21 protein-coding genes are annotated in these 23,947 nt (G+C 68.4%); 7 read left to right on the top strand and 14 right to left on the bottom strand.

Going from position 1 to position 23,947, the window contains the following annotated elements; translation table 11 throughout:
* Nucleotides 1-57: 57 nt before the first annotated feature.
* Both HWX22_RS08750 and HWX22_RS08745 read left to right on the top strand, forming a co-directional pair.
* Nucleotides 58-714 carry a VC0807 family protein gene (locus HWX22_RS08750; RefSeq protein ID WP_059691270.1) on the top strand — a complete coding sequence of 219 codons (657 nt, stop codon included), beginning with the start codon at nt 58-60 and terminating at the stop codon, nt 712-714.
* Nucleotides 715-786: 72 nt separating this feature from the next.
* Nucleotides 787-1,653, top strand: coding sequence for a CPBP family intramembrane glutamic endopeptidase (locus HWX22_RS08745; RefSeq protein WP_175915419.1), 867 nt, complete (start codon nt 787-789; stop codon nt 1,651-1,653).
* A gap of 52 nt (nt 1,654-1,705) precedes the next feature.
* Here HWX22_RS08745 and HWX22_RS08740 read toward each other — a convergent pair whose 3' ends face one another.
* The 5 genes from HWX22_RS08740 to HWX22_RS08720 form a co-directional block, all read right to left on the bottom strand.
* Nucleotides 1,706-2,686 carry an aldo/keto reductase gene (locus HWX22_RS08740; RefSeq protein WP_175915418.1) on the bottom strand — a complete coding sequence of 327 codons (981 nt, stop codon included), beginning with the start codon at nt 2,684-2,686 and terminating at the stop codon, nt 1,706-1,708.
* Nucleotides 2,687-2,913: 227 nt separating this feature from the next.
* Nucleotides 2,914-3,588, bottom strand: a complete 675-nt coding sequence (locus HWX22_RS08735; RefSeq protein ID WP_059819240.1) for a MarC family protein — start codon at nt 3,586-3,588, stop codon at nt 2,914-2,916.
* Between the two features lie 120 nt (nt 3,589-3,708).
* The gene (locus tag HWX22_RS08730; RefSeq protein ID WP_059691272.1) at nt 3,709-4,509 is read right to left on the bottom strand and encodes an enoyl-CoA hydratase-related protein; all 801 of its coding nucleotides are present in this window, start codon (nt 4,507-4,509) and stop codon (nt 3,709-3,711) included.
* A 40-nt stretch (nt 4,510-4,549) separates the two neighbouring features.
* Nucleotides 4,550-5,872 carry a phenylacetate--CoA ligase PaaK gene (gene paaK, locus HWX22_RS08725; RefSeq protein WP_175915417.1) on the bottom strand — a complete coding sequence of 441 codons (1,323 nt, stop codon included), beginning with the start codon at nt 5,870-5,872 and terminating at the stop codon, nt 4,550-4,552.
* Nucleotides 5,873-5,931: 59 nt separating this feature from the next.
* Complete coding sequence (locus HWX22_RS08720; protein WP_175915416.1) at nt 5,932-7,485, bottom strand: 3-hydroxyacyl-CoA dehydrogenase; 1,554 nt, start codon at nt 7,483-7,485, stop codon at nt 5,932-5,934.
* Nucleotides 7,486-8,031: 546 nt separating this feature from the next.
* On the opposite strand from HWX22_RS08720, the gene HWX22_RS08715 reads away from it, so the two are divergent.
* Nucleotides 8,032-9,120, top strand: a complete 1,089-nt coding sequence (locus HWX22_RS08715; protein WP_059533841.1) for an ionic transporter y4hA — start codon at nt 8,032-8,034, stop codon at nt 9,118-9,120.
* A gap of 93 nt (nt 9,121-9,213) precedes the next feature.
* Here HWX22_RS08715 and HWX22_RS08710 read toward each other — a convergent pair whose 3' ends face one another.
* Nucleotides 9,214-10,347 (bottom strand): transporter substrate-binding domain-containing protein, encoded by a 1,134-nt coding sequence (locus HWX22_RS08710; protein ID WP_175915415.1) that lies wholly within the window; start codon nt 10,345-10,347, stop codon nt 9,214-9,216.
* A 20-nt stretch (nt 10,348-10,367) separates the two neighbouring features.
* Nucleotides 10,368-11,138 carry a hypothetical protein gene (locus HWX22_RS08705; RefSeq protein ID WP_059819245.1) on the bottom strand — a complete coding sequence of 257 codons (771 nt, stop codon included), beginning with the start codon at nt 11,136-11,138 and terminating at the stop codon, nt 10,368-10,370.
* Nucleotides 11,139-11,150: 12 nt separating this feature from the next.
* Between HWX22_RS08705 and HWX22_RS08700 the strand changes: the two genes are divergently transcribed.
* Complete coding sequence (locus tag HWX22_RS08700; protein ID WP_175912129.1) at nt 11,151-11,435, top strand: hypothetical protein; 285 nt, start codon at nt 11,151-11,153, stop codon at nt 11,433-11,435.
* A gap of 336 nt (nt 11,436-11,771) precedes the next feature.
* Here the strand turns inward: HWX22_RS08700 and HWX22_RS08695 are convergent, their stop codons facing one another.
* From HWX22_RS08695 to HWX22_RS08665, 7 genes are all read right to left on the bottom strand, one after another.
* Nucleotides 11,772-12,626, bottom strand: coding sequence for an amidohydrolase family protein (locus HWX22_RS08695; RefSeq protein WP_175912127.1), 855 nt, complete (start codon nt 12,624-12,626; stop codon nt 11,772-11,774).
* Entirely contained in the window at nt 12,623-13,645 is a 1,023-nt protein-coding gene (locus HWX22_RS08690; RefSeq protein ID WP_175912125.1) for an NAD(P)-dependent oxidoreductase, read from the bottom strand. Before HWX22_RS08690 ends, HWX22_RS08695 begins: the two co-directional genes overlap by 4 nt.
* Nucleotides 13,642-14,715 (bottom strand): LacI family DNA-binding transcriptional regulator, encoded by a 1,074-nt coding sequence (locus tag HWX22_RS08685; RefSeq protein WP_175912124.1) that lies wholly within the window; start codon nt 14,713-14,715, stop codon nt 13,642-13,644. The genes HWX22_RS08690 and HWX22_RS08685 overlap by 4 nt, the downstream gene beginning before the upstream one ends.
* Nucleotides 14,716-14,723: 8 nt before the next feature.
* On the bottom strand, nt 14,724-16,610 hold the full coding sequence (locus HWX22_RS08680; protein WP_175915414.1) for a TRAP transporter large permease subunit: 1,887 nt from the start codon (nt 16,608-16,610) through the stop codon (nt 14,724-14,726).
* A gap of 3 nt (nt 16,611-16,613) precedes the next feature.
* Nucleotides 16,614-17,642, bottom strand: coding sequence for a TRAP transporter substrate-binding protein (locus HWX22_RS08675; RefSeq protein ID WP_175912120.1), 1,029 nt, complete (start codon nt 17,640-17,642; stop codon nt 16,614-16,616).
* A gap of 220 nt (nt 17,643-17,862) precedes the next feature.
* On the bottom strand, nt 17,863-18,771 hold the full coding sequence (locus HWX22_RS08670) for a LysR substrate-binding domain-containing protein (RefSeq protein WP_175912118.1): 909 nt from the start codon (nt 18,769-18,771) through the stop codon (nt 17,863-17,865).
* 183 nt (nt 18,772-18,954) lie between these two features.
* Complete coding sequence (locus HWX22_RS08665; protein WP_059691282.1) at nt 18,955-19,923, bottom strand: LysR family transcriptional regulator; 969 nt, start codon at nt 19,921-19,923, stop codon at nt 18,955-18,957.
* A 365-nt stretch (nt 19,924-20,288) separates the two neighbouring features.
* On the opposite strand from HWX22_RS08665, the gene HWX22_RS08660 reads away from it, so the two are divergent.
* The 3 genes from HWX22_RS08660 to HWX22_RS08650 all read left to right on the top strand — a co-directional run bounded on the left by HWX22_RS08660 (nt 20,289) and on the right by HWX22_RS08650 (nt 23,799).
* The gene (locus HWX22_RS08660; protein ID WP_175912116.1) at nt 20,289-21,464 is read left to right on the top strand and encodes an HPP family protein; all 1,176 of its coding nucleotides are present in this window, start codon (nt 20,289-20,291) and stop codon (nt 21,462-21,464) included.
* 103 nt (nt 21,465-21,567) lie between these two features.
* Nucleotides 21,568-21,981 (top strand): helix-turn-helix domain-containing protein, encoded by a 414-nt coding sequence (locus tag HWX22_RS08655; RefSeq protein WP_059533862.1) that lies wholly within the window; start codon nt 21,568-21,570, stop codon nt 21,979-21,981.
* Between the two features lie 30 nt (nt 21,982-22,011).
* Nucleotides 22,012-23,799, top strand: a complete 1,788-nt coding sequence (locus tag HWX22_RS08650; protein WP_175915413.1) for a chloride channel protein — start codon at nt 22,012-22,014, stop codon at nt 23,797-23,799.
* Nucleotides 23,800-23,947 lie beyond the last annotated feature (148 nt).

Genomic DNA, 23,947 nt, shown 5'->3' with positions numbered 1-23,947 from the left:
CTTCGATATACTCGAAGCGACATCACCGCCCCGCGCGCCGCCCGCGCGCCCGCTTCCGTGAAACCACGAGCCGGCCTGATCCTCGAACTCGTCGTCAACCTGCTGCTGCCCTGGGTCGCATATCGGGCGGCGCATCCGTATTTCGGCGAAACCGGCGCGCTGTATGCGTCGGCGATTCCGCCCATCGTCTGGTCCATCGTCGAATTCATCCGCTCCCGCCGCATCGATGCGGTGGCCGCCATCGTGCTGCTCGGCATCGCGCTGTCGATCGCCGGCATGGCGCTCGGCGGCAGCGCGCGCACGCTGCTGATGCGTGAATCGCTCGCGTCCGGCACGATCGGCGTCGTGTTCCTGCTGTCGTTGTTCCGCGATCGTCCGCTGATTTTCTATCTCGCGCGTGCGACGGTGGCCCGCGAGATGGCCGGCGGCGCCGCGCGTTTCGAGACGGTCTGGGCCGAGCAGCCGGGGCTGCGCCAGATGCTGCGGCTGATGACCTTCGTGTGGGGCGCGTGCATGACGCTCGAGATGCTGCTGCGCCTGTGGATGGTCGTCACCTGGCCCGTCGAGCGCGTGCTCGTCGTGTCGCCGATCATGGGCTACACGGTGTTCGGCACGCTGCTGCTGTGGACCTTCTGGTACCGGCGGCGAATGCGCGAGCGCAACCGCGTCGACATCCCTGGCCGCGACGGCATCACCGAAATCGCCGGCCGCTGACCGCCCGCCCCGCGGCATGTCACGGCCGCTAGGGTATGATGCGCGGCGTTTCGTCCGACCCTGCATCGCCCCATGTCTCTCTCGCTTCTCCCGTGTGCCACGATCTGGCTCGCGCTGTTCGCGGCCGCCGCATTCGCGTGGCAGCGCCCGCTGCACGGCCTGAGCATCGCCCTTGCCGCACTCGGCTATGCCGCTGCGCTGGCGTTCGGCAAGCTGGAGCCGATCGTGCTCGCGCCGCTCGCGCTGCTCGTGGCCGCCGCCTGGGGCGTCGCGCCGGGCCGCCCGGTCGCGGTGCGCATCGGCGCGCACGTCGTGTTTGCCGCGCTCGCGATCGCGCTGAGCCTGCACCTGATCCCCGGCTTCCACAATCCGCGCGTGATCGAACCGACGCGTTTCACGCCGGATGCCGTGCCGTTCACGATGTACCTGAATTTCGACAAGCCGCTCGTCGGTCTGTGGCTGCTGTGGGCGCTGCCGTGGATCGCGCCGGACGTCCCGCCGGCTCGTGCGCTGCGCACCGGCGCCGTGGCGGCCGTCGCGACGGCGGCGGCCTGCCTGGCTGGCGCGCTCGCCTTCGGGATGGTCGGCTGGGCGCCGAAATGGCCGGCGTCGGGCTGGATGTGGCTCGTCAACAACGTGCTGCTCGTCACGCTCGCGGAGGAAGCGCTGTTCCGCGGTTACGTGCAGGGTGGGCTCACGCGCGTGCTCGGCCGGTTCGAATGGGGGCCATGGGCCGCGCTTGCGATCGGCGCGGTGCTGTTCGGCGCCGCGCACGCGGCGGGCGGCTGGCCCTGGATCGTGCTCGGCACGGTGGCCGGCATCGGCTATGGCCTCGCCTGGCGGCGCGGCGGGCTGCTCGCGTCCGCGCTCGCGCACGCGGGGCTGAACGCGATCCACTTCGGTCTGTTCACCTACCCGATGCTCGCCGCCGCGCGCTGAACGCCGTGCGCGGCGGCGCGGCGGCGGCAGTCCGCCGGTTTCGCGCGGTTGATCAGTTGAAGCCGACCACCGCGTGCGGCACGTACGGGCCTTCGAGCGCCGCGATTTCGTCGTCCGTCAGTTTCAGTTGAAGTGCCCCGAGCGCATCGTCCAGATGATGCGGCTTCGAGATGCCGACGATCGGCGCGGTGACGCCGCGCTTGTGCGCGACCCACGCGAGCGCGACCTGCGCACGCGGCACGTTGCGCGCGGCAGCGATCGCCGCGACGGCCTCGACGACCGCGCGATCGGCATCGGCCGTCGCGTCGTAGAGCCGCTGGCCGACGTCGTCGCTCTGCTGCCGGCCGGACGACTCGTCCCAGTTGCGCGTCAGCCGGCCGCGCGCGAGCGGGCTCCACGGGATCACCGCGACACCTTCGGCCTCGCACAGCGGCAGCATTTCCCGCTCCTCCTCGCGATACAGCAGGTTCAGGTGGTTCTGCATGCTGACGAAGCGGGTCCAGCCGTTCTGCTTCGACGTATACAGCGCCTTCGCGAACTGCCACGCGAACATCGACGACGCGCCGATGTAGCGCGCCTTACCGGCCTTCACGACGTCGTGCAGCGCCTCGAGCGTCTCCTCGATCGGCGTGCCGTCATCCCAGCGGTGGATCTGGTACAGGTCGACGTAGTCGGTGCCGAGCCGCTTCAGGCTCTGGTCGATGTCGGTCATGATCGCCTTGCGCGACAGCCCCGCCCCGTTCGGCCCCCGCCGCATCCGGTAGAACACCTTGGTCGCGATCACGACGTCGTCGCGCTTCGCGAAGTCGCGCAGCGCGCGGCCGACGATCTCCTCCGACGTGCCGTCGGAATACATGTTCGCGGTATCGAAGAAGTTGATGCCGGCCTCGATCGCGCGCTGGATGATCGGACGGCTTTCCGCTTCCGGCAGCGTCCACGGATGCGTGCCGCGTGACGGCTCGCCGAACGTCATGCAGCCCAGCACCAGCTTCGACACGTCCATCCCGGTCGACCCGAATTTCACGTATTCCATCGCTCGCCTCGTCATTGAAGTGGGTGGCGGCCGGATGCGCGCCGCGGTTCGCCGCGCCGGGCACGAACGCCGCGGCATGCATCCGCCGGACGTCGCATGGTATCCCGCGGCGCGCAAACGCGTATCGGTGCACTCGCGCGCTACCGGCCAAGGCCGGACGGACGAACGCGCCCCCGCAGCCCGGATGCGTCGCTCGGTCCGGGTTGCGCGTCGAATGACGAACGGAGTTACTTGATCTGGTCGGCGAGCGGCTGCAGGAATTCGGAGAAGCCGGTCAGCATGATCTGCACGCCGATGCACAGCAGCAGGAACGCCGACACGCGCTTCGCGACCTTGGTGCCTTCGGTGCCGAGATAACGCGACAGCAGCGCGGCACGGCTGTAGGTCAGCCAGATCACGACCGCGACGAGCGCGGAAACCGCGATCGACACGATGCTCGACAGCATGAATTCCGACAGCTTGTGCGTGCGGTTCGCGTTCAGCGCGATCGCGGTGGCGATCGAGCCGGGGCCGACCGTCAGCGGCACGGTCAGCGGGAAGAACGCGCGGGTCATGATCGCGTTCGCATTGATTGGCTTGATCGGCGTATCGCCGCCGCCCGCCGGGCCGTCAGGCTCGTTCAGCATCTGCCAGCCCGCGACGGCGACCGCGAAGCCGCCGCCGATCCGCAGCGCTTCCATCGAAATCCCGAAGAAATGCAGCACCGGCGTGCCGGCGAAGAACGCGACCAGCAACACGATGAACGCGTTGAACGCCACCTTCTTCGCCAGCAGGTTCCGCTCGTGCTCGGTCAGCGCCTCGGTGCGTTCGAGAAACAGGAACGCGATGCCGATCGGATTGATGATGCCGATCAGGCCGGTGAAGCCGAACAGGATCTCGGAGATAAGGCGATTGACGATCATCGGAAGCGAGGAAACGGTCGGGGCTGGGCCGGCGGCGCGCCGGGGGTCACGCATTGTAGAGCAAGCGCCCGCGCCCGCGACGCAAATCGCGCCCCGGGCCCGACGGGCCGCGCGACGCCCTTATTCGGCGACCGGCTCCCACGCCGGCGGCCGCTTCGCGAAGAACGCGGCGAACCCTTCCTTCGCTTCCGGCGTCGCCCGCACGCGGGAGATCGTCTGTGCGGTGAACGCCGCGCGTTCGTCCGACGGCGGATACTCGCCGATCGCGTCGAAAAAGCGCTTGATCTCCATCAGCGCGTTCGGGCCATTGCGGCTCAGTTCGGCGAGCGTCTTGTCGAGCGCCGCGTCGAGTGCGTCGGGCGGCACCGCCTGGTGGATCAGCCCGATCGCGACGGCCTCGCCGGCCGCGATCTGCGTCGCGGTCAGCGCGAGCCGGCGCGCCTGGCGCTGGCCGACCGCCTCGACCAGATACGGACCGATCACCGACGGCAGGATCCCGAAACGGGCCTCGCTGACCGAGAAGCGCGCGTGATCGCTCGCGATCACGATGTCGCAGGCCGCGCACAGGCCGACGCCGCCGCCGAACGCGTGGCCCTGCACGCGCGCGACCGTCGGCTTCGGGCACTGCCGGATCGCCCGCATCATTGCGGCGAACCGCTCGGCGTCGCGCAAATTCGCGGCGGCGTCGTTCGCGCTCGCGCGCTGCATCCACTGCAGGTCGGCGCCGGCGCAGAACGCGCGGCCGTCCGAGCGCAACACGATCGCGCGCACGTCGTCGCGCCCGCCGAGCGTCGTGAACGCGTCGGTCAGCTCGGCGATCATCGTCTCGTCGAACGCGTTGAGCACGTCGCCGCGCTGCAGCGCGACGGTCGCGATGCCGCGCGCATCGACGGCGACGGCCAGGGTCTTCAATCCATCCATCGAACAGGTTTCCTCGGGGTAGAACAGGGAACGGCGAAACTCAGGCGGCCTGCCGGCGGTCGATCACGCGCCGGGCCTTGCCGGTCGCGCTTGCGGGAATGCCGCCCGCGCCGAGCACCGTCACGCCCGCCGATACGCCGACCATCGTCTTGATCCGGTGCTGCAGCTCGCGCGCGATCGCCGCACGGTCGCCCTCGGTCACGCACGCGGCGGCCTCGGAGCGCAGCTCGACCGCGAGGTCGAGCCGGTCCATGTGGCCGTCGCGCGAGATCGTGATCTGGAACTGGCCCGACAGCTTCGTCTGCGCGACGACGATTTCCTCGATCTGGCTCGGAAACACGTTCACCCCGCGCACGATCAGCATGTCGTCGGAGCGGCCCGTGATCTTCGCGAGCCGGCGCATCGCGCGCGCGGTCGGCGGCAGCAGCGCGGTGAGGTCGCGCGTGCGGTAGCGGATCACCGGCATCGCTTCCTTCGTCAGCGACGTGAACACGAGCTCGCCCTCGCTGCCGTCCGGCAGCACTTCGCCGGTCACGGGATCGATGATCTCCGGATAGAAATGGTCTTCCCAGATCACCGGGCCGTCCTTCGTCTCCACGCATTCGCACGCGACGCCCGGGCCCATCACTTCCGACAGCCCGTAGATGTCGAGTGCGTCGATGCCCACGCGCGTCTCCACCTCCTCGCGCAGCGCCTGCGTCCACGGCTCCGCGCCGAAGATGCCGATCTTCAGCGACGACTCGGCCGGGTCCATGCCCTGCCGCACCATCTCGTCGATCAGGTTCAGCATGTACGACGGCGTGACGAGGATGATCTTCGGCTCGAAATCGCGAATCAGCTGCACCTGCTTCTCGGTCTGGCCGCCCGACATCGGCACGACCATGCAGCCGAGCCGCTCCGCGCCGTAGTGAATCCCGAGGCCGCCCGTGAAGAGCCCGTAGCCGAACGCGTTGTGCAGCGTGTCGCCCGGGCGGCCGCCGGCCGCGCGGATCGAGCGCGCGGTCACGTTCGCCCAGGTATCGATGTCGCGTGCGGTGTAGCCGACCACCGTCGGCTTGCCGGTCGTGCCGCTCGACGCATGCACGCGCACGACCTGCTCGCGGGGCACCGCGAACAGCCCGAACGGATAGTTGTCGCGCAGGTCGTGCTTGGTCGAGAACGGAAATTTCGCGAGGTCGGCGAGCGTCTTCAGGTCGTCCGGATGCACGCCGGCCGCATCGAACGTGCGGCGATAGTGCGGGACGTTGTCGTACGCGTGGCGCAGCGACCACCTGAGGCGCTCGAGCTGCAGCGCCTGCAGTTCGTCGCGGCTGGCGGTCTCGATCGGCTCGAGGGCGGCGGCGGGATGCGTCGGGTGAGTCATCGGGGTGCTCCTCCAATGGAGTGATGTCGTTATCGTGATCGGGGTGCGGCTGCCGGCGGCTAGCGGAACGTGCGGCCGGCCGCGTGCAGCGCGGCGATGCGCGGCGACACGCGATAGCGGTCCTCGCCGTAGCTCGCCGCGAGGTTCGACAGCACGCGATGCACGCGGCCGATGCCGATGGCATCGGCCCACGCGAGCGGGCCGCACGGGTAGTTCACGCCCTTCTCCATCGCGAGATCGAGATCGGCGGGCGAGCACACGCCCTGGTTCACCGTGTCGGCCGCCTCGTTCGCGAGCATCGCGACGGTGCGCATCGCGACCATGCCCGGCACGTCCGCGATGCCGACGACGCGAAAGCCCGCTTGCTGAAACAGGCCGACCGCATCCGCATAGGCGGCGTCGCTGCACTGGAGCGCGCGCGTCAGCGCGACGAGCCCGGCCTGCGCGTAATCGCGCGCGAGATCGACGAGCACGAGGTCGGCCACGCCCGTTTGCGCGGCGCGCACCGTCGCGGTGCGGCCGTCGGTCAGCGCGATCGACGCGCGGCCGGCCACGGCCAGCAGTTCGTCGGCATGCGCGCCGCTCGGCCGCGCGCCCGCGATGCGTTCGGCGAAGCGTGCATGCAGCGCGGCGGCCGGGCCGTCCTGCGCGAACAGCGCGACGTCGGCCGGCGCATCGCGCTGCGCTTCGAGTTCGGGCGCGGGCGGCGTCGCGCCGTCGGCATAGGAATAGAAGCCGCGGCTCGACTTGCGTCCGAGGAAGCCTGCGTTCACGAGTTCCTGCTGGATCAGCGACGGCGTGTAGCGCGGGTCATTGAAGTAAGCGCGAAACACCGACTCGGTCACCGCGAAGTTCACGTCGTGGCCGATCAGGTCCATCAGCTCGAACGGCCCCATCCGGAAGCCGCCGGCTTCGCGCATCACGGCATCGATCGAGGCCGGCGTGCCGCCCTGCTCGTTCAGCACGCGCAGCGCCTCCGCGTAATACGGCCGCGCGACGCGGTTCACGATGAAGCCCGGCGTCGACTTCGCCAGCACCGGCCGCTTGCCCCACGCGACGGCCGTGTCGTACAGCGCCCGCGCGACTTCCGGCGCGGTCGCGAGCCCGCTGACCACTTCGACGAGCGCCATCAGCGGCGCCGGATTGAAGAAATGCAGGCCGGCCACGCGCTGCGGCGCGCGCAGCCCGGCCGCGATCGACGTGATCGAGATCGACGACGTGTTGGTCGCCAGCACGCAGCGATCGTCGACATGACGCTCGAGCGTCGCGAAGATCTCGCGCTTCACGTCGAGCCGCTCGGCCGCCGCCTCGACGATCAGCGCCGCGCCGGCGAACTCGGCCAGCGCGCGCACCGCGCGAATCCGGTTGCCGGCCGCCTCCGCCTGCGCCGGCTCGAGACGGCCCTTCTCCGCGAGCCGCGCGAACTGCGCGCGGATGCCGGCCAGCGCCTTGTCGCACGCGGCTTCGTTCAGGTCGTACAGCAGCACCGCATGGCCGGCCGCCGCGGCAACCTGCGCGATGCCCGCGCCCATCGCGCCCGCGCCGATCACGCCGACGACCGCCGATTGCGCCAGCGCGCCCGAATTCACCGAATGTGCAGAAGAAACAGCCATCGCTTGCGATCCGTCATGAAGTGGAAGTGCGAGCGATTATAAACCGACCGGTCGGTAGATTTATGTCAGGGCGAGCCCGAATTTGTCGTGCAAGAGACCGTTACGGAAACTGTAAAACTCAAAAAATCGAACGATCGGGGCACTTTTTGCAAGCCGAAAGGTCAATGAAAGCATTCAAATATGAGATAGTGGCCCCCGAACGCCTGATAAAATTCGACAATTCGCCGGATTTCAGGGGGAAACCGCGTGTCACGCCGTTGCCGTCCATCGTCCGCGCCCTTTCGGGGTCGGTTCAGTCCCGCCGGCACGTCTGTCGCCACGTGCAAGCGCCCCGCCTTCGGCACTCGGTCGCATCGAACCGTTTCATCCAGCGACGGGCCTCGGCCCGCCCGCGCCCCTCGTCGCCTCACGGCGGCGAACCCGAGGCAGCACCGTTCCGTGCTGCCGTGCATCAGCTTCATCGTCCTCGTTCGGCGGATCATCCGGCCGGGCTTCGTCAACCCGTGACGGCGCGTCGCGCGCCGCCACTCGCATAGGAAACCGTCCATGCCGCTCTCGTCCAACCAGCTCCCGCGCTGGACCCTCTGGGCCCCGCTTGCCGCATGGCTGGTACTCGCGCTGTCGCGCGTCGTGCCGGCCGAAGGCCTCGTCATCGCCGTGTTCGCCGCCGCGCTCGCCGGCGCCGTGTTCGCCGCCGTCCACCATGCCGAAGTCGTCGCGCACCGCGTCGGCGAGCCGTTCGGCACGCTCGTGCTCGCGGTCGCCGTGACCGTCATCGAAGTCGCGCTGATCGTGTCGGTGATGCTCGGCGCGGGCCCCGAGAAATCGGGCCTCGCGCGCGACACCGTGTTCGCCGCCGTAATGATCATCTGCAACGGCATCGTCGGCCTCTGCCTGCTGGTCGGTGCGTGGAAGCACGGCGAACAGGATTTCCAGGGGCGCGGCGCCAGCAAGGCGCTCGCGGTGCTCGCATCGCTGTCGGTGCTGTCGCTCGTGATGCCGAACTACCTGAACGCCGCGCCGGGCCCGTTCTTTTCGAAATCGCAGCTTGCGTTCGCCGGCGTAGCGTCGCTCGTGCTGTATGGCGCATTCGTATTCGTGCAGACCGTGCGCCACCGCGACTACTTCCTCACCGAGCATGACAGCGCGAACGAATCGGTGCACGCGGCGCCGCCGAGCAGCCGTACCGCGCTGATCAGCCTCGTGCTGCTGTTCGCGAGCCTCGTCGCGGTCGTGCTGCTCGCGAAGCTGCTGTCGCCGGCCGTCGAGCATGCGGTGATGAAACTCGGCGCGCCGGAAGCGGCGGTCGGCATCGTGATCGCCGCGCTCGTGCTGCTGCCCGAAGGGCTCGCGGCCGTCACCGCCGCACGCGCGAATCGTTTGCAGACCAGCATGAACCTCGCGCTCGGCTCGGCGCTCGCGAGCATCGGGCTCACGATTCCGACCGTCGCGGCCGTGTTCATCTGGGTCGGCCAGCCGCTCACGCTCGGCATCGGCGCGATGGAAACCGTGCTGCTGTCGCTGACGCTGCTGGTCAGCACGCTGACGCTCAGCCAGGGACGCACGACGGTGCTGCACGGTGTCGTGCATTTGTCGCTGTTCGCGGCCTACCTGTTCCTGTCGATCACGCACTGATGCAAAACGGCGCGCGGCATGGCGAAAACGATTCGCCATGCCGCGCGCCGTGCTTCATCTTCCCCGCTTCACCTTCTTCGCTTCACGCCGCGCCTATCGGGCCGGAATCACGAGATGTTGGCCAGCCAGGATCAGGTTCGGGTTCGCGAGGTTGTTGCGGCGCTGGATCTCGCGATAGCGCTGGCCGCTGCCGAGCTTGCTCGCCGCGATCATGTTCAGCGTGTCACCCGCCTTCACCACGTACGTCTTTTCGCCCGACGCGGCCGCGGTCGTCATCGTCTGGTCGCTGACGAAGTACTTGCGCAGCAGGTCCAGATACTGCGGCGACTGCTTGAGCTTCGCGATCGCGGCGTTCAGGTAGATCAGCAGGTCCTGGTCGTCGGCACGCACGCCGATCTTGTACGCGATGTTCGAGCCGTCGAGCTTGGTCACCGCGAACTTCAGGTCGGTGCCCTTGATCGAGCTGACCGCGAACGGATAGTCGTAGATGAACGCGTCGACCGCATGGCCGTCGAGGCTCTTCGCGATGAACGCCGGGTCGGAATCGTCGACCTCGACGAACCGGACGTTCGGATACTGGCGCGTGACGAAGGCACGCACGTCCGGGTCGCCCTTCAGGATGCCGACCGTCTTGCCGGCCAGATCGTCGGCCGAGCGGATCGCGGAGCCTTGCCGTACGATCAGCGAATAGCCGAAATCGTCGACGTACGGCACCGAGTAGACGACGCCCGCCGGCGTGTTGTCCGGGAACGTCAGCCCGTCCATCGCGACGTCGACGACATGGTTGCCCTTCGCGTCGGTGTCGAGCAGTTGCTTCGGCACGCCCGGGTACGTGTCGACTTCGTGACGCGTATCGACGACGACCGGCTTGCCGCCGTGCGAGAACGACGGATCCGAGAACAGCAGCCGCGCGAATTCGACGTTGAAGCCGTGCGGCGCGCCCTTGTCCTCGCCGAAGAACGGCTCGCTCGGGTTCTGCACCGAGACTCGCACGACGCCGTTTTCCGCGATCGATTTCAGCGTGCTCGCCTGCGGCGTGAAGCCGGCCGGCAGCACGTTGCCCGACGTCGACGGCTGCGCGGGCTGGCCTGCGTCGCCCGCCTGCGCGGATGTCGCGCCGGGCGCCGCATCGTGCGCGGGAATCAGTGTCGACAGGCCGCCCTGGTGGACGATCCATACGCCGACGAGCACCACCAGAAACACGACTGCACCGAGAAGTTTTTTCATGGTTGCGTGCCTGCGGGAAGTTATTGTTGTTTCGACGGCAATGCAGCGGCCTGTGCCGCATCGGGGCCGGGCACGGGCGTGCCGTTCATCGCCGCCTGCTGTTGCGCCTGCTTGACCTCGGGATTGTCCAGCAGCGACGTCTCCATTTCGGAGAACGCCTTGTTCACCGAGCGCATCACCGAATCGACGGCCACGTCGGTCTTGATCTGCTCGAACGTATCGGCCGACTGCCGGCCCGCGAGCTTGTTCATGTGCTGCGCCGCCTGCGACATGTCCCACATCGCCTTCGCGCGATCGATCGCGGACGCGAAATTCTTCAGTTCCGTCTGCACCTGCTTGTAGCGGCTTTCGCGAAACGCGAGCAGCTGCTTCATCGTGTCGAGCTGCGCGCGAAAGCGTGGCGCGTCGTCCGGATACTGCTTCTCGAACAGCTCGGTCTTGTCCCCGAAGTTCTTCACTTCGGTGCGAAACGCGGTGATGCTGTCCGCGAATTTCTGCGCCGCCTGGCGCTTTTCCGCGAGCTGGTTGATGAGCGTCTCGATCGGATTCGACTGCGCTTCCTCGACGATCATCTTCACCTTCTGGTTCGCGAACTTCATCGCCACGACCGGCGCGAAATAGATCGCCCCGAGGCCGATCACGGCCGCCGTGATCAGCGCGATCATCCCCTTCAGGATGAACAGCGCGGCCGGTGCCGCGATCGCGACGCCGGCGATGATGATCGCCCATTTGATCAGCTTTGCCTTGCCACTCCCCGAACTGCCGTTTGCTTCATTCGAAAGCTGCGACATGAGTTTTTCTCCTTGAACCTCGAACTGAACTGCGTGCGTAAGCTGCGTCTTGCTCAATCGAAATGCTTCGGACTCCGGTGCCGCCGCGCGCGCGGGACGGTCGACGGCACGATGCGTGAATGCGTGGCGGCGGCGTCACGAGACGCCGGTGTAAGCGTCATGCGCGATACGGTATTCGGGCGCGACAGGCTGACGCGCGACGCGGCGGCGCCGATCGGCACCGCTCATCGTCACGGCAGGCGCGCGAACGGGAAAGTGTACCGATGCGCGGTACGAAACGGGATGACGGATACGTGACGCGACGGGCGTCGGGAAAATCGTGATTCCGGCAGGCCGGTGGCTGCGGCGCCGGGATTCCGGTACGAGTGCGTGAAGGCTCATCGTTGTTCTTGTGCGCGTCGCTGATGCAGGAACGCGCGGCCAGCGCGCCCCGCTCCAAATGCACGCACGTATCCTGCGCCGACCGGCATGCAGCGTCAAGCGGTCGGCGCGGTGCGTTGCCCGTTCGCGATCGAAAGCATGCGCGGCACGTCAGCTTTCCGAACAGTAAGGATGTTGCCGGTGCCGCGACGCGTCGCGCTCGGTCGAAATTGATGTCGATCGAAGCGCGGCCCGCGGCCGGTCGCCGGGATGTTACGTCTCGACGCCGATCGCGGCGTCCGCATCGAACCCGTACAGCACGGCCGGATTGTCGACGAGCATCGCGCGGCCGACCGCCTCGTCCGCCGCGCAGGCGTGCAACCAGCCGAGCAGGTGCGCATCGTTGGGCACCGGCGACGCGTTCGGATGCGGCCAGTTGCTACCCCACACGCAGCGCGCCGAATGCTCGCGCGCGAGCACGGTGGCAAGGCGCGCGACGTCGTCGTAACCGGGCGCACCGGATCGCGAAGTCTCGTAAGGCGCGGACAGCTTCACCCAAACGTGGCCGCGATCCAGCAGGCGCCGCAACGCGACGAACGCCGGCGCATCCGGCGTCACCGGCGTCAGGAACTTGCCCGTGTGATCGACGACGACATGCGCCGGCAACGACGTCAGCATCGACTCGACGTCGGGCAGCGTCCGGCCATCGAGCTGCAGGTCGATGTGCCAGCCGAGCGGCGCGATCCGCGTGGCCATCTGCTCGAGCTCGTCCCATCGCGCGACGCCGCCCGACAGCGTCATGAACCGCACACCGCGGATGCCACTTGCGTGCAGCCGCTCGAGTTCGGCGTCCGGCACGTCGACGGGCAACGTCGCGACGCCACGCGCCTGCGGGCCGAGCGCGGCCAGCGCATCGAGCGTGCAGCGGTTGTCGAACCCGTAACCGGTCGGCTGCACGACGACCACGCGCGCGAGGCCGAGCGCCCGCTGCACGCGGCGATATGCGTCCACCGGTGCATGCGGCGGGCGGAACGTCGCCGTCGGTGCGAGCGGATACGCATCGTCGTAAATATGAATATGGCAATCGCAGGCGGGCGACGGCTGCGCGCCGGTGCGGTCGTGCGTCATCGTGCGCCCGGTGCGGCGGATGCGTCGGCCGATCGCCAGCGTGCGAGCCGCGTCGCGTGCGCGGCGTTGACCGCGCCGTTCGGCACGCGTGCGTCGAGCAGCGCGGCGAGTTGTTCGACCGTCTCCAGTGCCTGATGCTCGACTGCCGGCCGCGTCAGTCCGCCGATATGCGGCGTGGCGATCACGCGCGGATGCGCGGCGAGTGCGGGCGTCGGCATCTGGTCCGTCGCGCGGCCGACATCGAGCGCGCAACCGGCCAGCCGACCGCTGTCGAGCGCGTCGGCCAGCGCCCGCTCGTCGACGAGCTCGCCGCGCGACGCATTGACGAAGCACGCGCCCGGCTTCATCGCGGCGAACGCGCCCGCATCGAACAGGTTCGCGGTGGCGGGCGTCGCCGGCGCGAGGCACACGACGTAATCCGCGTCGCGCAGCAAGGTCGCGCGGTCGACCTGTTCGATCGACGGCGTGTCGACCCGCACGTACGGATCGCACACGAGCACGCGCATCCCGAACGCCGTCGCGATCGGCGCGAGATGGCGCGCGATCTGTCCATAGCCGACCACGCCCAGCGTGCCGCTGCGCAATTCGCGGCCCATCCGCGGCAGCGGCGGCGTGCCGCGGTGGTACGCATCGGCGTACGCGCCGATACCGCGCGCGAGGTCGATCATCGCGCCGATCACCCACTCCGCGACGGCCGGCCCGAAACCGGGGCTCGCCTGCGTGACCAGCACGCCGAATTCGCTCGCCGCGTCGACGTCGACGGTACGAATGTCGACCGCGCAGCGCAGGAACGCGGCGAGCGCGGGCAGCCCCGCGAACAGCGCGCGCGGTGCCGGCGTCTGCCGGTACGCGATCATCGCGTCGCATCCCTGGGCGGCGGCGATCAGCTCGTCCGAGCCGAGCTCGCGGTCGAGCGGATTGCACGTGACGTCCGCGATCGCCTGCAGCGCGCGCAGCGCCTTTGCACCGAAGTAGTAATCGAGCATCCCGGACGGATGGGTCACGTAGACGCGCGTCATGCGGGGGCTCCGTCCGATTCGACCGCACGTGGCGGCGGCGCGACCGACGCGCGCTCGACGAGCGTGACGCCCGGGAACACGCACTGCCCGGGCTCCGACGGGTCGCCGTCGTGCCGCATCACACGCCGCACCATTTCCGCGGCCATGTCCGTGACGGGCAACTGCACCGTGGTCAGCGCCGGCCACGAGATCGCCGACAGGAAGTGACCATCCATCCCGACGACCGATACGTCGTCCGGCACGCGCAACCCGCCGTCGCGCAGCCCGGCCATCAGGCCCAGCGCGAACAGGTCGTTGACCGCGACGATGCCGGTCGGCCGCGCCGGATCGGCCGCGAGCGCGGCGCCGAGCGCACGCCCGACCTCGACGATCACCGCGTCGCCGTATTCGTTCGCCGGGCCGCCGTCGAGCACTTGCGCATCGGCGCCCGCGTCGCGCGCAGCCGCGAGAAAGCCGCGAATCTTGTCGCTGCGGCTCACGGTGACGCCGGCCACCGTCGCGAACGCGAGCCGCGTATGGCCCGCGGCGACGAGACAGGCGGTCGCGAGCCGCGCGGCCGCTTCGTTGTCGGCCGTCACGTGATCGACCTTCGATTGCTCGCCGGGCGTCGCGCGGCGGTCGTAGCTGACGACCGTCATCCCGCGTTCGGCCGCGCGTTCGAGGTGGCTTTCGTCGGCGAGCGACGAGATCACGATCACGCGCCGCACGCCGTGCGCGAACAGGTCGTCGAAGAACGACGCCTCCTTGCCCGCGTCGCGGTACGTGTTGCCGATCAGCACGCGATGGCCGTACTGCTCCTGCGCGCAAGCCTCGATCTCGCGCGCGATGTAGCCGTACATCGGATTCGCCATCGACGGCACCAGCAGCCCGACGAGCGGCGTCTGCCCGGTCTTGAGCTGGCGCGCGAGCGTGCTCGGCCGGTACTGCAGCGCATCCATCGACGCCTTCACGCGTTCGAGCGTCTCCGGCTTCATCTGATCGGTGCGGCCGTTGAGCACGTTCGAAACCGTGCTGACCGAAACAGCCGCATGACGGGCCACGTCCTGAATCGTACTCATGTCGTCTTGCAATGAACGGGCTACAGGCCGAAACGGGCCGGCAGCCACAACGAAAACGCCGGTGCGAAGATCAGCGCCACGAGGGCGACCGACAGCACCAGCAGGTATTTCACCATCGGCCGCGCCACGCGCGCGACCTCGGTCCCCGTGATCGCGCAGGTCGTGAACAGCCCGAGCCCGACGGGCGGCGCGAACAATCCGAGCCCCATCGCCACCACCACGACCGTGCCGAAATGCAGCGGGTTGATGCCGAGCTGCAGCGCGATCGGCGCGAGCAGCGGCCCGAAGATGATCAGCGCGGGCGCGCCTTCGAGCACGGCGCCGAACACGATCATCAGCAGCGCCGCCAGCAACAGGAACGCCGTCGAGCCGTACTGATGGGCAAACGCCGTCATTGTGCCCGAGACGAGCGCGGGAATCTGCTCGATCGACAGCGCGAACGACACGCTCGACGCCGCCGCGACGATGAACAGGATACCGCTCGCCATCGACGCCGCGCGGACGAACACGCGGCCGACCGAGCGCCAGGTCAGCTCGCGGAACGCCGCCCAGCCGACCACCAGCGCATAGACCACCGCGAACGCCGACACTTCCGTCGACGTCGCGATGCCCGACGTCACGCCCTTGCCGATCATCGCGACCATGATCAGCGCGACGAGCGCGCCGCCGGCGAGCGGCAGCCACGCGCGGCGTTCGACGAATACCGCGTCGATGTCGATCCGGCGTCCGCAGATCACGGTCACGACCGCCAGCGACGCGGCGAGCACGGCCGCCGGCACGATCCCCGCGACGAACAGGCCGGCGATCGAGATGTTCGCGACGAAGCCCATGATGATCATGTTCACGCACGGCGGAATCGTCTCGGCCATCACCGCGCTGCACGCGAGCAGCGCTGCGGTTTCGTCTGGATCCTGCCGCGCGCGGCGCACGGCCGGCATCACGACGCCGCCCACCGCCGCGATGTCGGCCAGCTTCGAACCCGACACCCCGGAAAAGCACGCCGTCGCGAAGATCACGATCAGCCCGAGCCCGCCGCGCACGCGCCCGAAGATCCGCAGCAACAATTCGACGAGCCGCGCGGACATCCCGTTCGACTCCATCAGCAAGCCGGCCAGCACGAAGAACGGCACGGCGAGCAGCACGAAGTGATCGGCGCCGGCCATCACCTGCTGCGAGTAGACGAGCAACGGCAGCGTCGGATCGGCGAGGAAGTACAGCAACGCCGAAAACGCGAGCACGAAGCCGATCGGCACGCCCAGCACGAGCCCGCCGACGAAGCCGGCGACCAGCAGCGCCCCCGGCGCGATCGCGTGTTCGGGCCGCAGCGCGTTCCAGCCGTACACGGCGCCCGCGAGCACCACGCAGCAGGCCAGCGTGCCGAGCACGCGGCGGCGCGGCGCGTTCAGCGCGTTCGCGAGCGCGAACACGCTCATGAACAGCGCGCCGAACATCATCGGATACACGTTGATCCAGCCCGGCAGGCCGCCGGTCGTCAACTGATCGTACGAGTCGCCGAGCAACTGCCACGACGACGCCAGCAGGTTCAGCGACACCGCCGCGACGATCCAGTGCCCGATCTGCACGAGCGCGCCCTGCCACCGTGCCGGCAGCCAGCCGCGGAACAGGTCGATGCCGACGTGCTGGCTGCGGCCGAGCACCGTCGCCGCGCCGAAGAACACCAGCACGATCATCAGCGCGCTCGCGACCTCCTCGGCCCAGTCGACCGGATCGTGCAGGAAATAACGGAAGACGACCGACACGAATACGACCAGCACCTCGACGGCCAGCACGGCGGCCGACATGTATTCGATCCAGCGCATCGCCGCATCCAGCGCACGAGCGGCGGCGCGCACGGGACGGCCTGAGGCAACGGCCGGCACGACGCTCGAAACGGAACCGGTATCCATCGCTCAACCCCGCGCGGCGGCGATCGCCGGAAACAGCGGCGCGGTAGCCGGATACTGCTTCGCGAATGCCATGTAGAGGCGGTCGTGCATCGCCTGCCGCAGCGCCGCGCGCTCGGCATCCGCCATCGGATGAAACGTCATCCCGTGCTGCTTCAGTGCCGCCTCCGCCTGCTCGGCCTTCTGCGCCGCGATCGCGCGCTGCTGCGCGGTCGCGTCGGCCACCGCGCGGTCGAACGCCGGGCGCAGGTTCGCCGGAATCCGCTCGAGCGCGCGCCGCCCCATCACGACGGTCATCGCCGCGAACACGTGGTGCGATTGCCAGCACGACTTGACGATCTCGTCGAAGCGGCTCGCGAGCACGGTGGCCGGATCGTGCTCGAGCCCGTCGACGACGCCCGTCTGCACGGCCATGTAGAGCTCGCCGAACGGAATCGGCGTCGGCACCGCACCCATCACCTTGAAGGTATCCATGAAGGCCGGCGTCGGCAGCACGCGCAGCTTCGTGCCCTTCACGCCCTGCAGCGCCGTCACCGGCTGCTTCGTGAACACGCAGCGCCCGCCGAAGTGCGAACCCCACGTCAGCACGGAACAGCCCGCGCGCTTTTGCAGCAGCGCGTTCAGGCTGGCGCCGACCTGGCCGTCGAGCACCTTCGCGAGGTGCGCATAGCTGTCGAACAGGTAGCCGAGATCGAGCATGCCGAGTTCCGGCGCGACCGTGGCCCAGATCGACGAGCCCGCGATCATCATGTCGATCGCGCCGATCTTCACCTGCTGCGCGACGTCGCTTTCCTTGCCGAGCTGGCTGTTCGGAAAGTAGTCGACCCGGATCGCGTCGCCGACGCTCGCCTTCAGGTTCGCCGCGAGACGCTCGTACCACACGTAGTGCGCGGCGTTCTGATCGGCCGGCATCGACGACGAGCAGCGCAGCGTCACGGTCTGCGCCGCGCGGCCGATTTCCGGCAAGCCGCCCGCGACCGCGAGCGTGGCGGCGGATGCCGTTTGCAGAAAGCGCCGCCGGGTGAAGGTAGTCATGGCCGTCTCCTTTCCAATCGCGTCTTCCGACACGACTGTATCGATTTAGTGTATCGATACAGTAATACGACGACCGATGAGTGAGAAATGAGGGTTTTCCCGTGACGGGCAGGTGGAAATTTCGGGCCGAAGTGCCATGCGGAGTTGGCGTATTTCGGTCTTTCCGGCCCGTGGCGCACGTCAGGCGTGCCGGCAGATATCGTCAGACAACTGACTTTTTCTAAACGACGACGCCGTCCGCCCCGTCCGTCAGAAACTGCCCGACCATCGCGTTGAACACCGGCAGCGCCGGATTGTCGTTGTCCGCGCGCCACGCGAGATACAGCTCGGCCGCCACGTCGACGCCCGCGAGCGGCCGGAACACCACGCCGTCCACATGCAGCTCGCGCGCCGACGCCGGCACCAGCGCGGCACCCAGCCCGGCACGCACCAGGCCGAGGATCGTATGCGTCTGCCCGACGTAATGCAGGTAATTCGGCAAGCGCCCCGCACTGGCGAACATCCCCGAGATCATGTCGTGGAAGTACTTGCCCTCGTTCGGCGAATACGCGATGAACGGCTGCCGGTCGAGCTCGTCCGGACCGATCTGCTCGTACGCGGCCAGCGGCGCGCCCTGCGCGACCGCGACGAGCATCGGCTCGCGCTGCACGAGCCGGTATTCGAGCGGATGGCGCGCCGCGCGCTGGCGCACGAAGCCCGCGTCGAGCATGCGCGACGCGAGCGCGTCGATCTGCACGGTCGACACCATTTCGCGCAGCTCGACATCGACGTCCGGCAGCGCGTGCGCCGCATGCGCGAGCAGCTCCGGAATCATCCGGTATGCGCTGACGGCCGTGAAGCCGAGCGTGATGCGGCCAGCCCCGCCGTGCGCGACGCGCTGCGCGGCCTGCTCGGCCCGTGCGGAAAACTCGAGGATGTGCCGCGCATCGCGCAAGAAGCGCTCGCCGGCCGCGGTCAGTCTGACTTGCCGGCTGCTGCGTTCGAGCAGCGCGATGCCAAGCGCATGTTCGAGCAACTGGATCTGCCGGCTGAGCGGCGGCTGCGTCATGAAGAGCCGCTTGGCCGCACGGCCGAAATGCAGTTCCTCGGCCACGGCGACGAAGCAGCGAAGCTGGTTCAGCTCAATCATTCAAATCTTGAATCAATCGATAGTCTCTTGATGGTAGACCGATATCGATATGATTCCCATACTCGGTTGCAGCCGATGCGCGGCCCGCGCCGCGCACGCCGACCGAGGCCTTCATGACCGTCGCTCGCCGGCCGCTTCGACCGGATTCGGGTCACGCCGCACGCATGACGCCCGGCGGCGGCATCACGCGCGCTGGCGCGTGCCCGGCGTCGGCGCGACCGCGAGCCGGTCGAGTTCGCGCAGGTCGTTCTCCAGCGCGGGCGTGAGCGTCGTGCGCAGATGGTCGAGGAAGGTGCGGATCTTCGCGTCGAGATAGCGGCGCGTCGCATAGACGGCATACACGCTGACCGTCTGCAGCCGGTACTCGGGCAGCACGCGAATCAGCCGCCCTTCGCGGATGTCGTCGAGCACGGTGTACAGCGCGACGCACGCGATGCCGCGCCCTGCCCGCACAGCGACGCACAACGCATCCGGCACGTTGACCTGGAACGGCGCCGGCTGCAGCTCGTACACCGTTTCCTCGTCGTCGCCGCGCTCGAGCCGCCACTCGCTGGCCGGCGATGCGGGCGTATCGAGGCGCAGGCACACGTGGTTCGGCAGATCATCGGGCGTGGTCGGCGTGCCATGCCGCGCCAGGTATTCGCGCGATGCAACCAGCACGCTGCAACTCGTGCCGCAAGTCTGCGCGACGTAGCCGGAATCGGGCAGCTGCGACGCGGTCACGATCGACACGTCGTAGCCTTCCTCGACGAGGTTCGGCATCCGCTGCGCGAGCGTCAGCTCGATCGACACGTCCGGGTTGTCTTCCTGGTAACGCACGATCGACGAGACGACATGACTCTGCCCGAGCCCCGTCATCGCATGGATGCGCATCTTGCCGCTCGGCCGCAGCAGCGCGTTGCGCGCCTCGGCGTTGGCGTAGTCGAATTCGGCGAGGATCGATTTCGCACGCTCGAAGTAGCGCTCGCCGCTTTCGGTGAGGCCGAGATGGCGCGTCGTGCGATGCAGCAGCCGCGTCTGTACGTGAGCTTCGAGATTCGACACCGCGCGCGACACCTGCGCGGTGGTCGCATCGATTTCTTTGGCGACCGCGGTGAAACTGCCGGCTTCGACAACGCGCACGAACAGGCGCATGTTTTCGAGCATGTCCATTGAATTGGCTTGGGGAGTATCGGTGGAGGAACGTCGGCGGCGCTCGCGTCAGACGGGAATCGGGGCGTGCGCGCGAACCACACGCAAGCGATCACCATGCCGGGGAACGGGCGGGAGAGCGGGCATCGCGTGCGTGGTTGTGGCATATCGGGGGATTCGGTGGCCCGAATTGTACGCCGCCGCAGGCAAATTTGCGCGATCGCCGCGCCTCCAGGCTTTCATCGGATGAAAGGTTTTTGCAAGACGAATACGTCGCACGCTCGCAACGTATTGATGCGGCGCGACAATTTGTATCACAACGCGATATAATTTGCGCCTTCCTTGCGCTGAGTCATCCGCGCCGTCCTTTTTACCGCTTATCGTCCATGTCGTCAGGCACCTCCCCGTCGCGTCGCACATTCCGCCAATGGCTGCACAGCTTCATTCCCCATCCGATGACACTCGGCTGGCGCGAGCGCATGCGCTCGTGCGCGGGTGCGCTCGTCGGCATCGCGACGGTCGGCGTCACGATGCGGCTGCTGCCCGGCGTGCCGGGCCTCGTGCCGCTGCTCGTCGCGCCGATGGGGGCGTCGGCGGTGCTGCTGTTCGCGGTGCCCGCGAGTCCGCTCGCGCAGCCGTGGTCGATCATCGGCGGCAATCTGGTGGCGGCGACCGTCGGCGTCGCCTGCGCGCAGTCGATCGCCGATCCGATCACGGCCGCCGCGGTTGCGGTCGCCCTCGCGATCGGCGGCATGTTCGTACTGCGCTGCGTGCACCCGCCGTCGGGCGCGGTCGCGCTGACGGCCGTGCTCGGCGGCCCCGCGATCCACTCGCTCGGCTTCGGCTTCGTGGTCGAGCCGATCGCGCTGCAATCGGCGATCCTGCTGTCGGCCGCGCTCGTGTACCACGCGCTGACGGGCCACCGCTATCCGCACGGCGGCGTGCGTCCCGACGCGAAGCCGCAAGGCGGCAGCGCCGCGCCGGCACGCGGCGGCTTCACGCGCGCCGATCTCGACGCCGTGCTGAAGCGCCGCGGCGAATGGCTCGACGTCGATCCGGACGACCTCGAAATGCTGCTGCGCGAAACCGAGATGCAGGCGTATGCGCGCACGTTCGGCCAGCTCACGTGCGCCGACCTGATGACGAAGAACGCGATCGAAGTCGCGCCATCGACGTCGGTCGCGGCCGCGCTGACGCTGCTCGACCGCCATCGCGTGAAGGCGCTGCCCGTCGTGGACGGCGACGATCGCCTGATCGGCATCGTCACGCGCGCCGACCTCACGCGCCAGCTGCGCCGCCCGGCCCCGCTGTGGCAACGGCTGGCCGCGCGCCTGCCGCAGTCGTTCGGCGGTCGGCCGCCCAGCGTCGCCACCGTGATGACCCGCGACGTCGCGTCCGTGCCGCAGACCCTGCCGATCACGGTGCTGGTGCCGCTGTTTACGCATTCGGGTCACCATCACATCCCGGTCGTGGACGCATCGCGACGGCTCGTCGGCATCATTACGCAGACGGATCTCGTCACGGGCCTGTACCAGCAGACGCGGATGCTCGAAGCCGCGTAACGCCGACGAACATAAAAATGTGCTCCATTTCGCTGAAAATCGTCCATTTATATCATGTTGTGATATATTTTGCGTTACCGAAACTGCTGCCCGACCGACCGCAATGACCGATACCCGACGCGCGCTGACCAAAGGCGATTTCCAGCAACTGTCCGAGTTCCGCTACCAGATGCGCCGCTTCGAGCGCTTCTCCGAACGCGCCGCGCAAAGCGAAGGCGTGACGCCGCTGCAATATCTGCTGCTGCTGCACATCAAGGGCTACCCGCATCGCGAATGGGCCACCATCGGCGAACTCGCCGAACGCCTGCAGGCGCAGCATCACGGCGTCGTCGCGCTGGTGACGCGCTGCGAGGCGCTCGGGCTCGTGAAGCGCAAGACGAGCGAAGCGGACCGCCGGCAAGTCGAGGTCCATCTCGAGGAAGCCGGCGAGACGCTGCTCGCCCGTCTCGCGGCCATGCACCGCACGGAACTGAAATCGCTCAAGGGCACGTTCCAGGTTCCGCAGATCGATTTCTGACCTAGGCTTTACCGACCTTCCCCTACTCCGATGAACGCACCACACAAACGCGATTTCTCGACCAACGAACGCCTGCCCAGGATCGCGTTGCTGGCTGCCGGGATCGGCGTGCTCAGCACGCTGGCGGCGTTCGTGCTGTTGAGCCTGATCCGCCTGTTCACGAACCTGTTCTTCTTCCAGCAGTTCTCGTTCGCCGATCGTTCGCCCGCCCACAACGCGCTCGGCGCGTGGGTAATCGTCGTGCCGGTGATCGGCGGGCTGATCGTCGGATTGATGGCGCGCTTCGGTTCGGAGAAGATCCGCGGCCACGGCATTCCCGAAGCGATCGAGGCGATCCTGTTCGGCAAGAGCCGCATGTCGCCGAAGGTTGCGATCCTCAAGCCGCTGTCGTCCGGCGTCGTGATCGGCAGCGGCGGCCCGTTCGGTGCCGAAGGCCCGATCATCATGACGGGCGGCGCGCTCGGCTCGCTGATCGCGCAATGCGTGCACGTGACCGCGGCCGAGCGCAAGACGCTGCTCGTCGCGGGCGCGGCCGCCGGCATGACCGCCGTGTTCGGCACGCCGGTCGCCGCCGTGCTGCTCGCGGTCGAACTGCTGCTGTTCGAATGGCGTCCGCGCAGTTTCCTGCCGGTCGCGCTCGCGTGCGCGGTGGCCGGTTTCGCCCGCGCCGTGTTCTTCGGCGTCGACCCGCTGTTTCCGTTGGCCACCGCATCGCCGACGCCCGTCGCGCTGCTGTCGTGCATCGTCGCGGGCCTGCTGTCGGGCATGCTCGCGTGCGGCCTGTCTGCCGCGCTGTACCGCGTCGAGGACACCTTCGCGAAGCTTCCGGTGCACTGGATGTGGTGGCCGGCGCTCGGCGCGATCGTGATCGGCGTCGGCGGCTGGCTCGAGCCGCGCGCGCTCGGCGTCGGCTACGACGTGATCGGCGACCTGCTGCACCAGCATATCGCGCTGAAGATCGCGCTCGCGCTGCTGATCGTGAAGGCCGTGATGTGGGTGATCGCGCTCGGCTCCGGCACGTCGGGCGGTGTGCTGGCCCCGCTGCTGATGCTCGGCGCCGGCCTCGGCACCGTGCTGTCGCCGGTACTGCCCGGCGGCGATCCGGCACTGTGGCCGCTCGTCTGCATGGCCGCGACGCTCGGCGCCACGCTCGGCGCGCCGCTGACCGCGATCGTGTTCGCGTTCGGCCTCACGCACGACGCGAACGCGTTGCTGCCGCTGCTCGCCGCGACGCTCGTCGCGCACGGCTTCGCGACCGTCGTGATGAAGCGTTCGATCATGACGGAAAAGATCGCGCGCCGCGGGTATCACATCTACCGCGAATACGGCGTCGATCCGCTCGAACGCCACGACGTGGCCGAAGTGATGACGCCAGCCGACGCGCTCGTCGCGATCGACGGCGCCACGACGCTCGACGCGGTCGAGTCGCAGTACTTCGGCGTGAAGCAGACGCACCGTGCATACCCGGTCGTGCAGAACGGGCGACTCCTCGGCATCGTCGATCGCGCGACGCTCGACGCGCAGCGCGCGCAAGCCGGCCCCGGCGCCGTGCTCGCGAGCGCGTTCGCCGAGCGCGTGCCGGCCGTCGCGCAGGCGCACGAAACGTGCCGCGTGGTCGCATCGCGACTCGCGCTGCTCGGCCTCGAACGCCTGCCGGTCGTCGACGATCCGCAATCGCTGCGCATCATCGGCATCGTGTCGCGCAGCGACTTGATCAAGCCCGCGCTCCAGCACTTCGACGACGAACAGAAGCGCGAACGCTTCCGTCCCGTCGTACCCGTCAACCTGCGCGACGCAGGTATACGCAAGGCCGGCTGACACGTACCGCGCGCGCCGCCGCGAGTACTTTCCAAAACCAAAAGGAGCCTGGCGGGAGCGGAGTACTTGGAGCTGGATGGTCGTTAAAGGAAGCTGCATTTTAGGGTACGGGGAGTCTCGGTTGCGAAGGGGAAGCCGTGAAGGGCGT

Origin of the sequence: Burkholderia sp. BCC1638, from assembly GCF_902833195.1 — a bacterium.
Taxonomy (GTDB): domain Bacteria; phylum Pseudomonadota; class Gammaproteobacteria; order Burkholderiales; family Burkholderiaceae; genus Burkholderia; species Burkholderia diffusa.
The sequence above is the reverse complement of the archived record's forward strand: the minus strand, read 5'-3'. Positions and strand labels throughout refer to the sequence as shown.

What these genes read in the sequence shown, in the direction of transcription:
- HWX22_RS08705 (WP_059819245.1), bottom strand. Translation starts at nt 11,138, where the DNA reads ATGTCGCAGCTTTCGAATGAAGCAAACGGCAGTTCGGGGAGTGGCAAG.
- HWX22_RS08715 (WP_059533841.1), top strand. Translation starts at nt 8,032, where the DNA reads ATGCCGCTCTCGTCCAACCAGCTCCCGCGCTGGACCCTCTGGGCCCCG.
- HWX22_RS08655 (WP_059533862.1), top strand. Translation starts at nt 21,568, where the DNA reads ATGACCGATACCCGACGCGCGCTGACCAAAGGCGATTTCCAGCAACTG.
- HWX22_RS08745 (WP_175915419.1), top strand. Translation starts at nt 787, where the DNA reads ATGTCTCTCTCGCTTCTCCCGTGTGCCACGATCTGGCTCGCGCTGTTC.
- HWX22_RS08690 (WP_175912125.1), bottom strand. Translation starts at nt 13,645, where the DNA reads ATGACGCGCGTCTACGTGACCCATCCGTCCGGGATGCTCGATTACTAC.
- HWX22_RS08675 (WP_175912120.1), bottom strand. Translation starts at nt 17,642, where the DNA reads ATGACTACCTTCACCCGGCGGCGCTTTCTGCAAACGGCATCCGCCGCC.
- HWX22_RS08720 (WP_175915416.1), bottom strand. Translation starts at nt 7,485, where the DNA reads ATGGCTGTTTCTTCTGCACATTCGGTGAATTCGGGCGCGCTGGCGCAA.
- HWX22_RS08710 (WP_175915415.1), bottom strand. Translation starts at nt 10,347, where the DNA reads ATGAAAAAACTTCTCGGTGCAGTCGTGTTTCTGGTGGTGCTCGTCGGC.
- HWX22_RS08695 (WP_175912127.1), bottom strand. Translation starts at nt 12,626, where the DNA reads ATGACGCACGACCGCACCGGCGCGCAGCCGTCGCCCGCCTGCGATTGC.
- HWX22_RS08665 (WP_059691282.1), bottom strand. Translation starts at nt 19,923, where the DNA reads ATGGACATGCTCGAAAACATGCGCCTGTTCGTGCGCGTTGTCGAAGCC.
- HWX22_RS08740 (WP_175915418.1), bottom strand. Translation starts at nt 2,686, where the DNA reads ATGGAATACGTGAAATTCGGGTCGACCGGGATGGACGTGTCGAAGCTG.
- HWX22_RS08735 (WP_059819240.1), bottom strand. Translation starts at nt 3,588, where the DNA reads ATGATCGTCAATCGCCTTATCTCCGAGATCCTGTTCGGCTTCACCGGC.
- paaK (WP_175915417.1), bottom strand. Translation starts at nt 5,872, where the DNA reads ATGACTCACCCGACGCATCCCGCCGCCGCCCTCGAGCCGATCGAGACC.
- HWX22_RS08650 (WP_175915413.1), top strand. Translation starts at nt 22,012, where the DNA reads ATGAACGCACCACACAAACGCGATTTCTCGACCAACGAACGCCTGCCC.
- HWX22_RS08680 (WP_175915414.1), bottom strand. Translation starts at nt 16,610, where the DNA reads ATGGATACCGGTTCCGTTTCGAGCGTCGTGCCGGCCGTTGCCTCAGGC.
- HWX22_RS08670 (WP_175912118.1), bottom strand. Translation starts at nt 18,771, where the DNA reads ATGATTGAGCTGAACCAGCTTCGCTGCTTCGTCGCCGTGGCCGAGGAA.
- HWX22_RS08660 (WP_175912116.1), top strand. Translation starts at nt 20,289, where the DNA reads ATGTCGTCAGGCACCTCCCCGTCGCGTCGCACATTCCGCCAATGGCTG.
- HWX22_RS08730 (WP_059691272.1), bottom strand. Translation starts at nt 4,509, where the DNA reads ATGGATGGATTGAAGACCCTGGCCGTCGCCGTCGATGCGCGCGGCATC.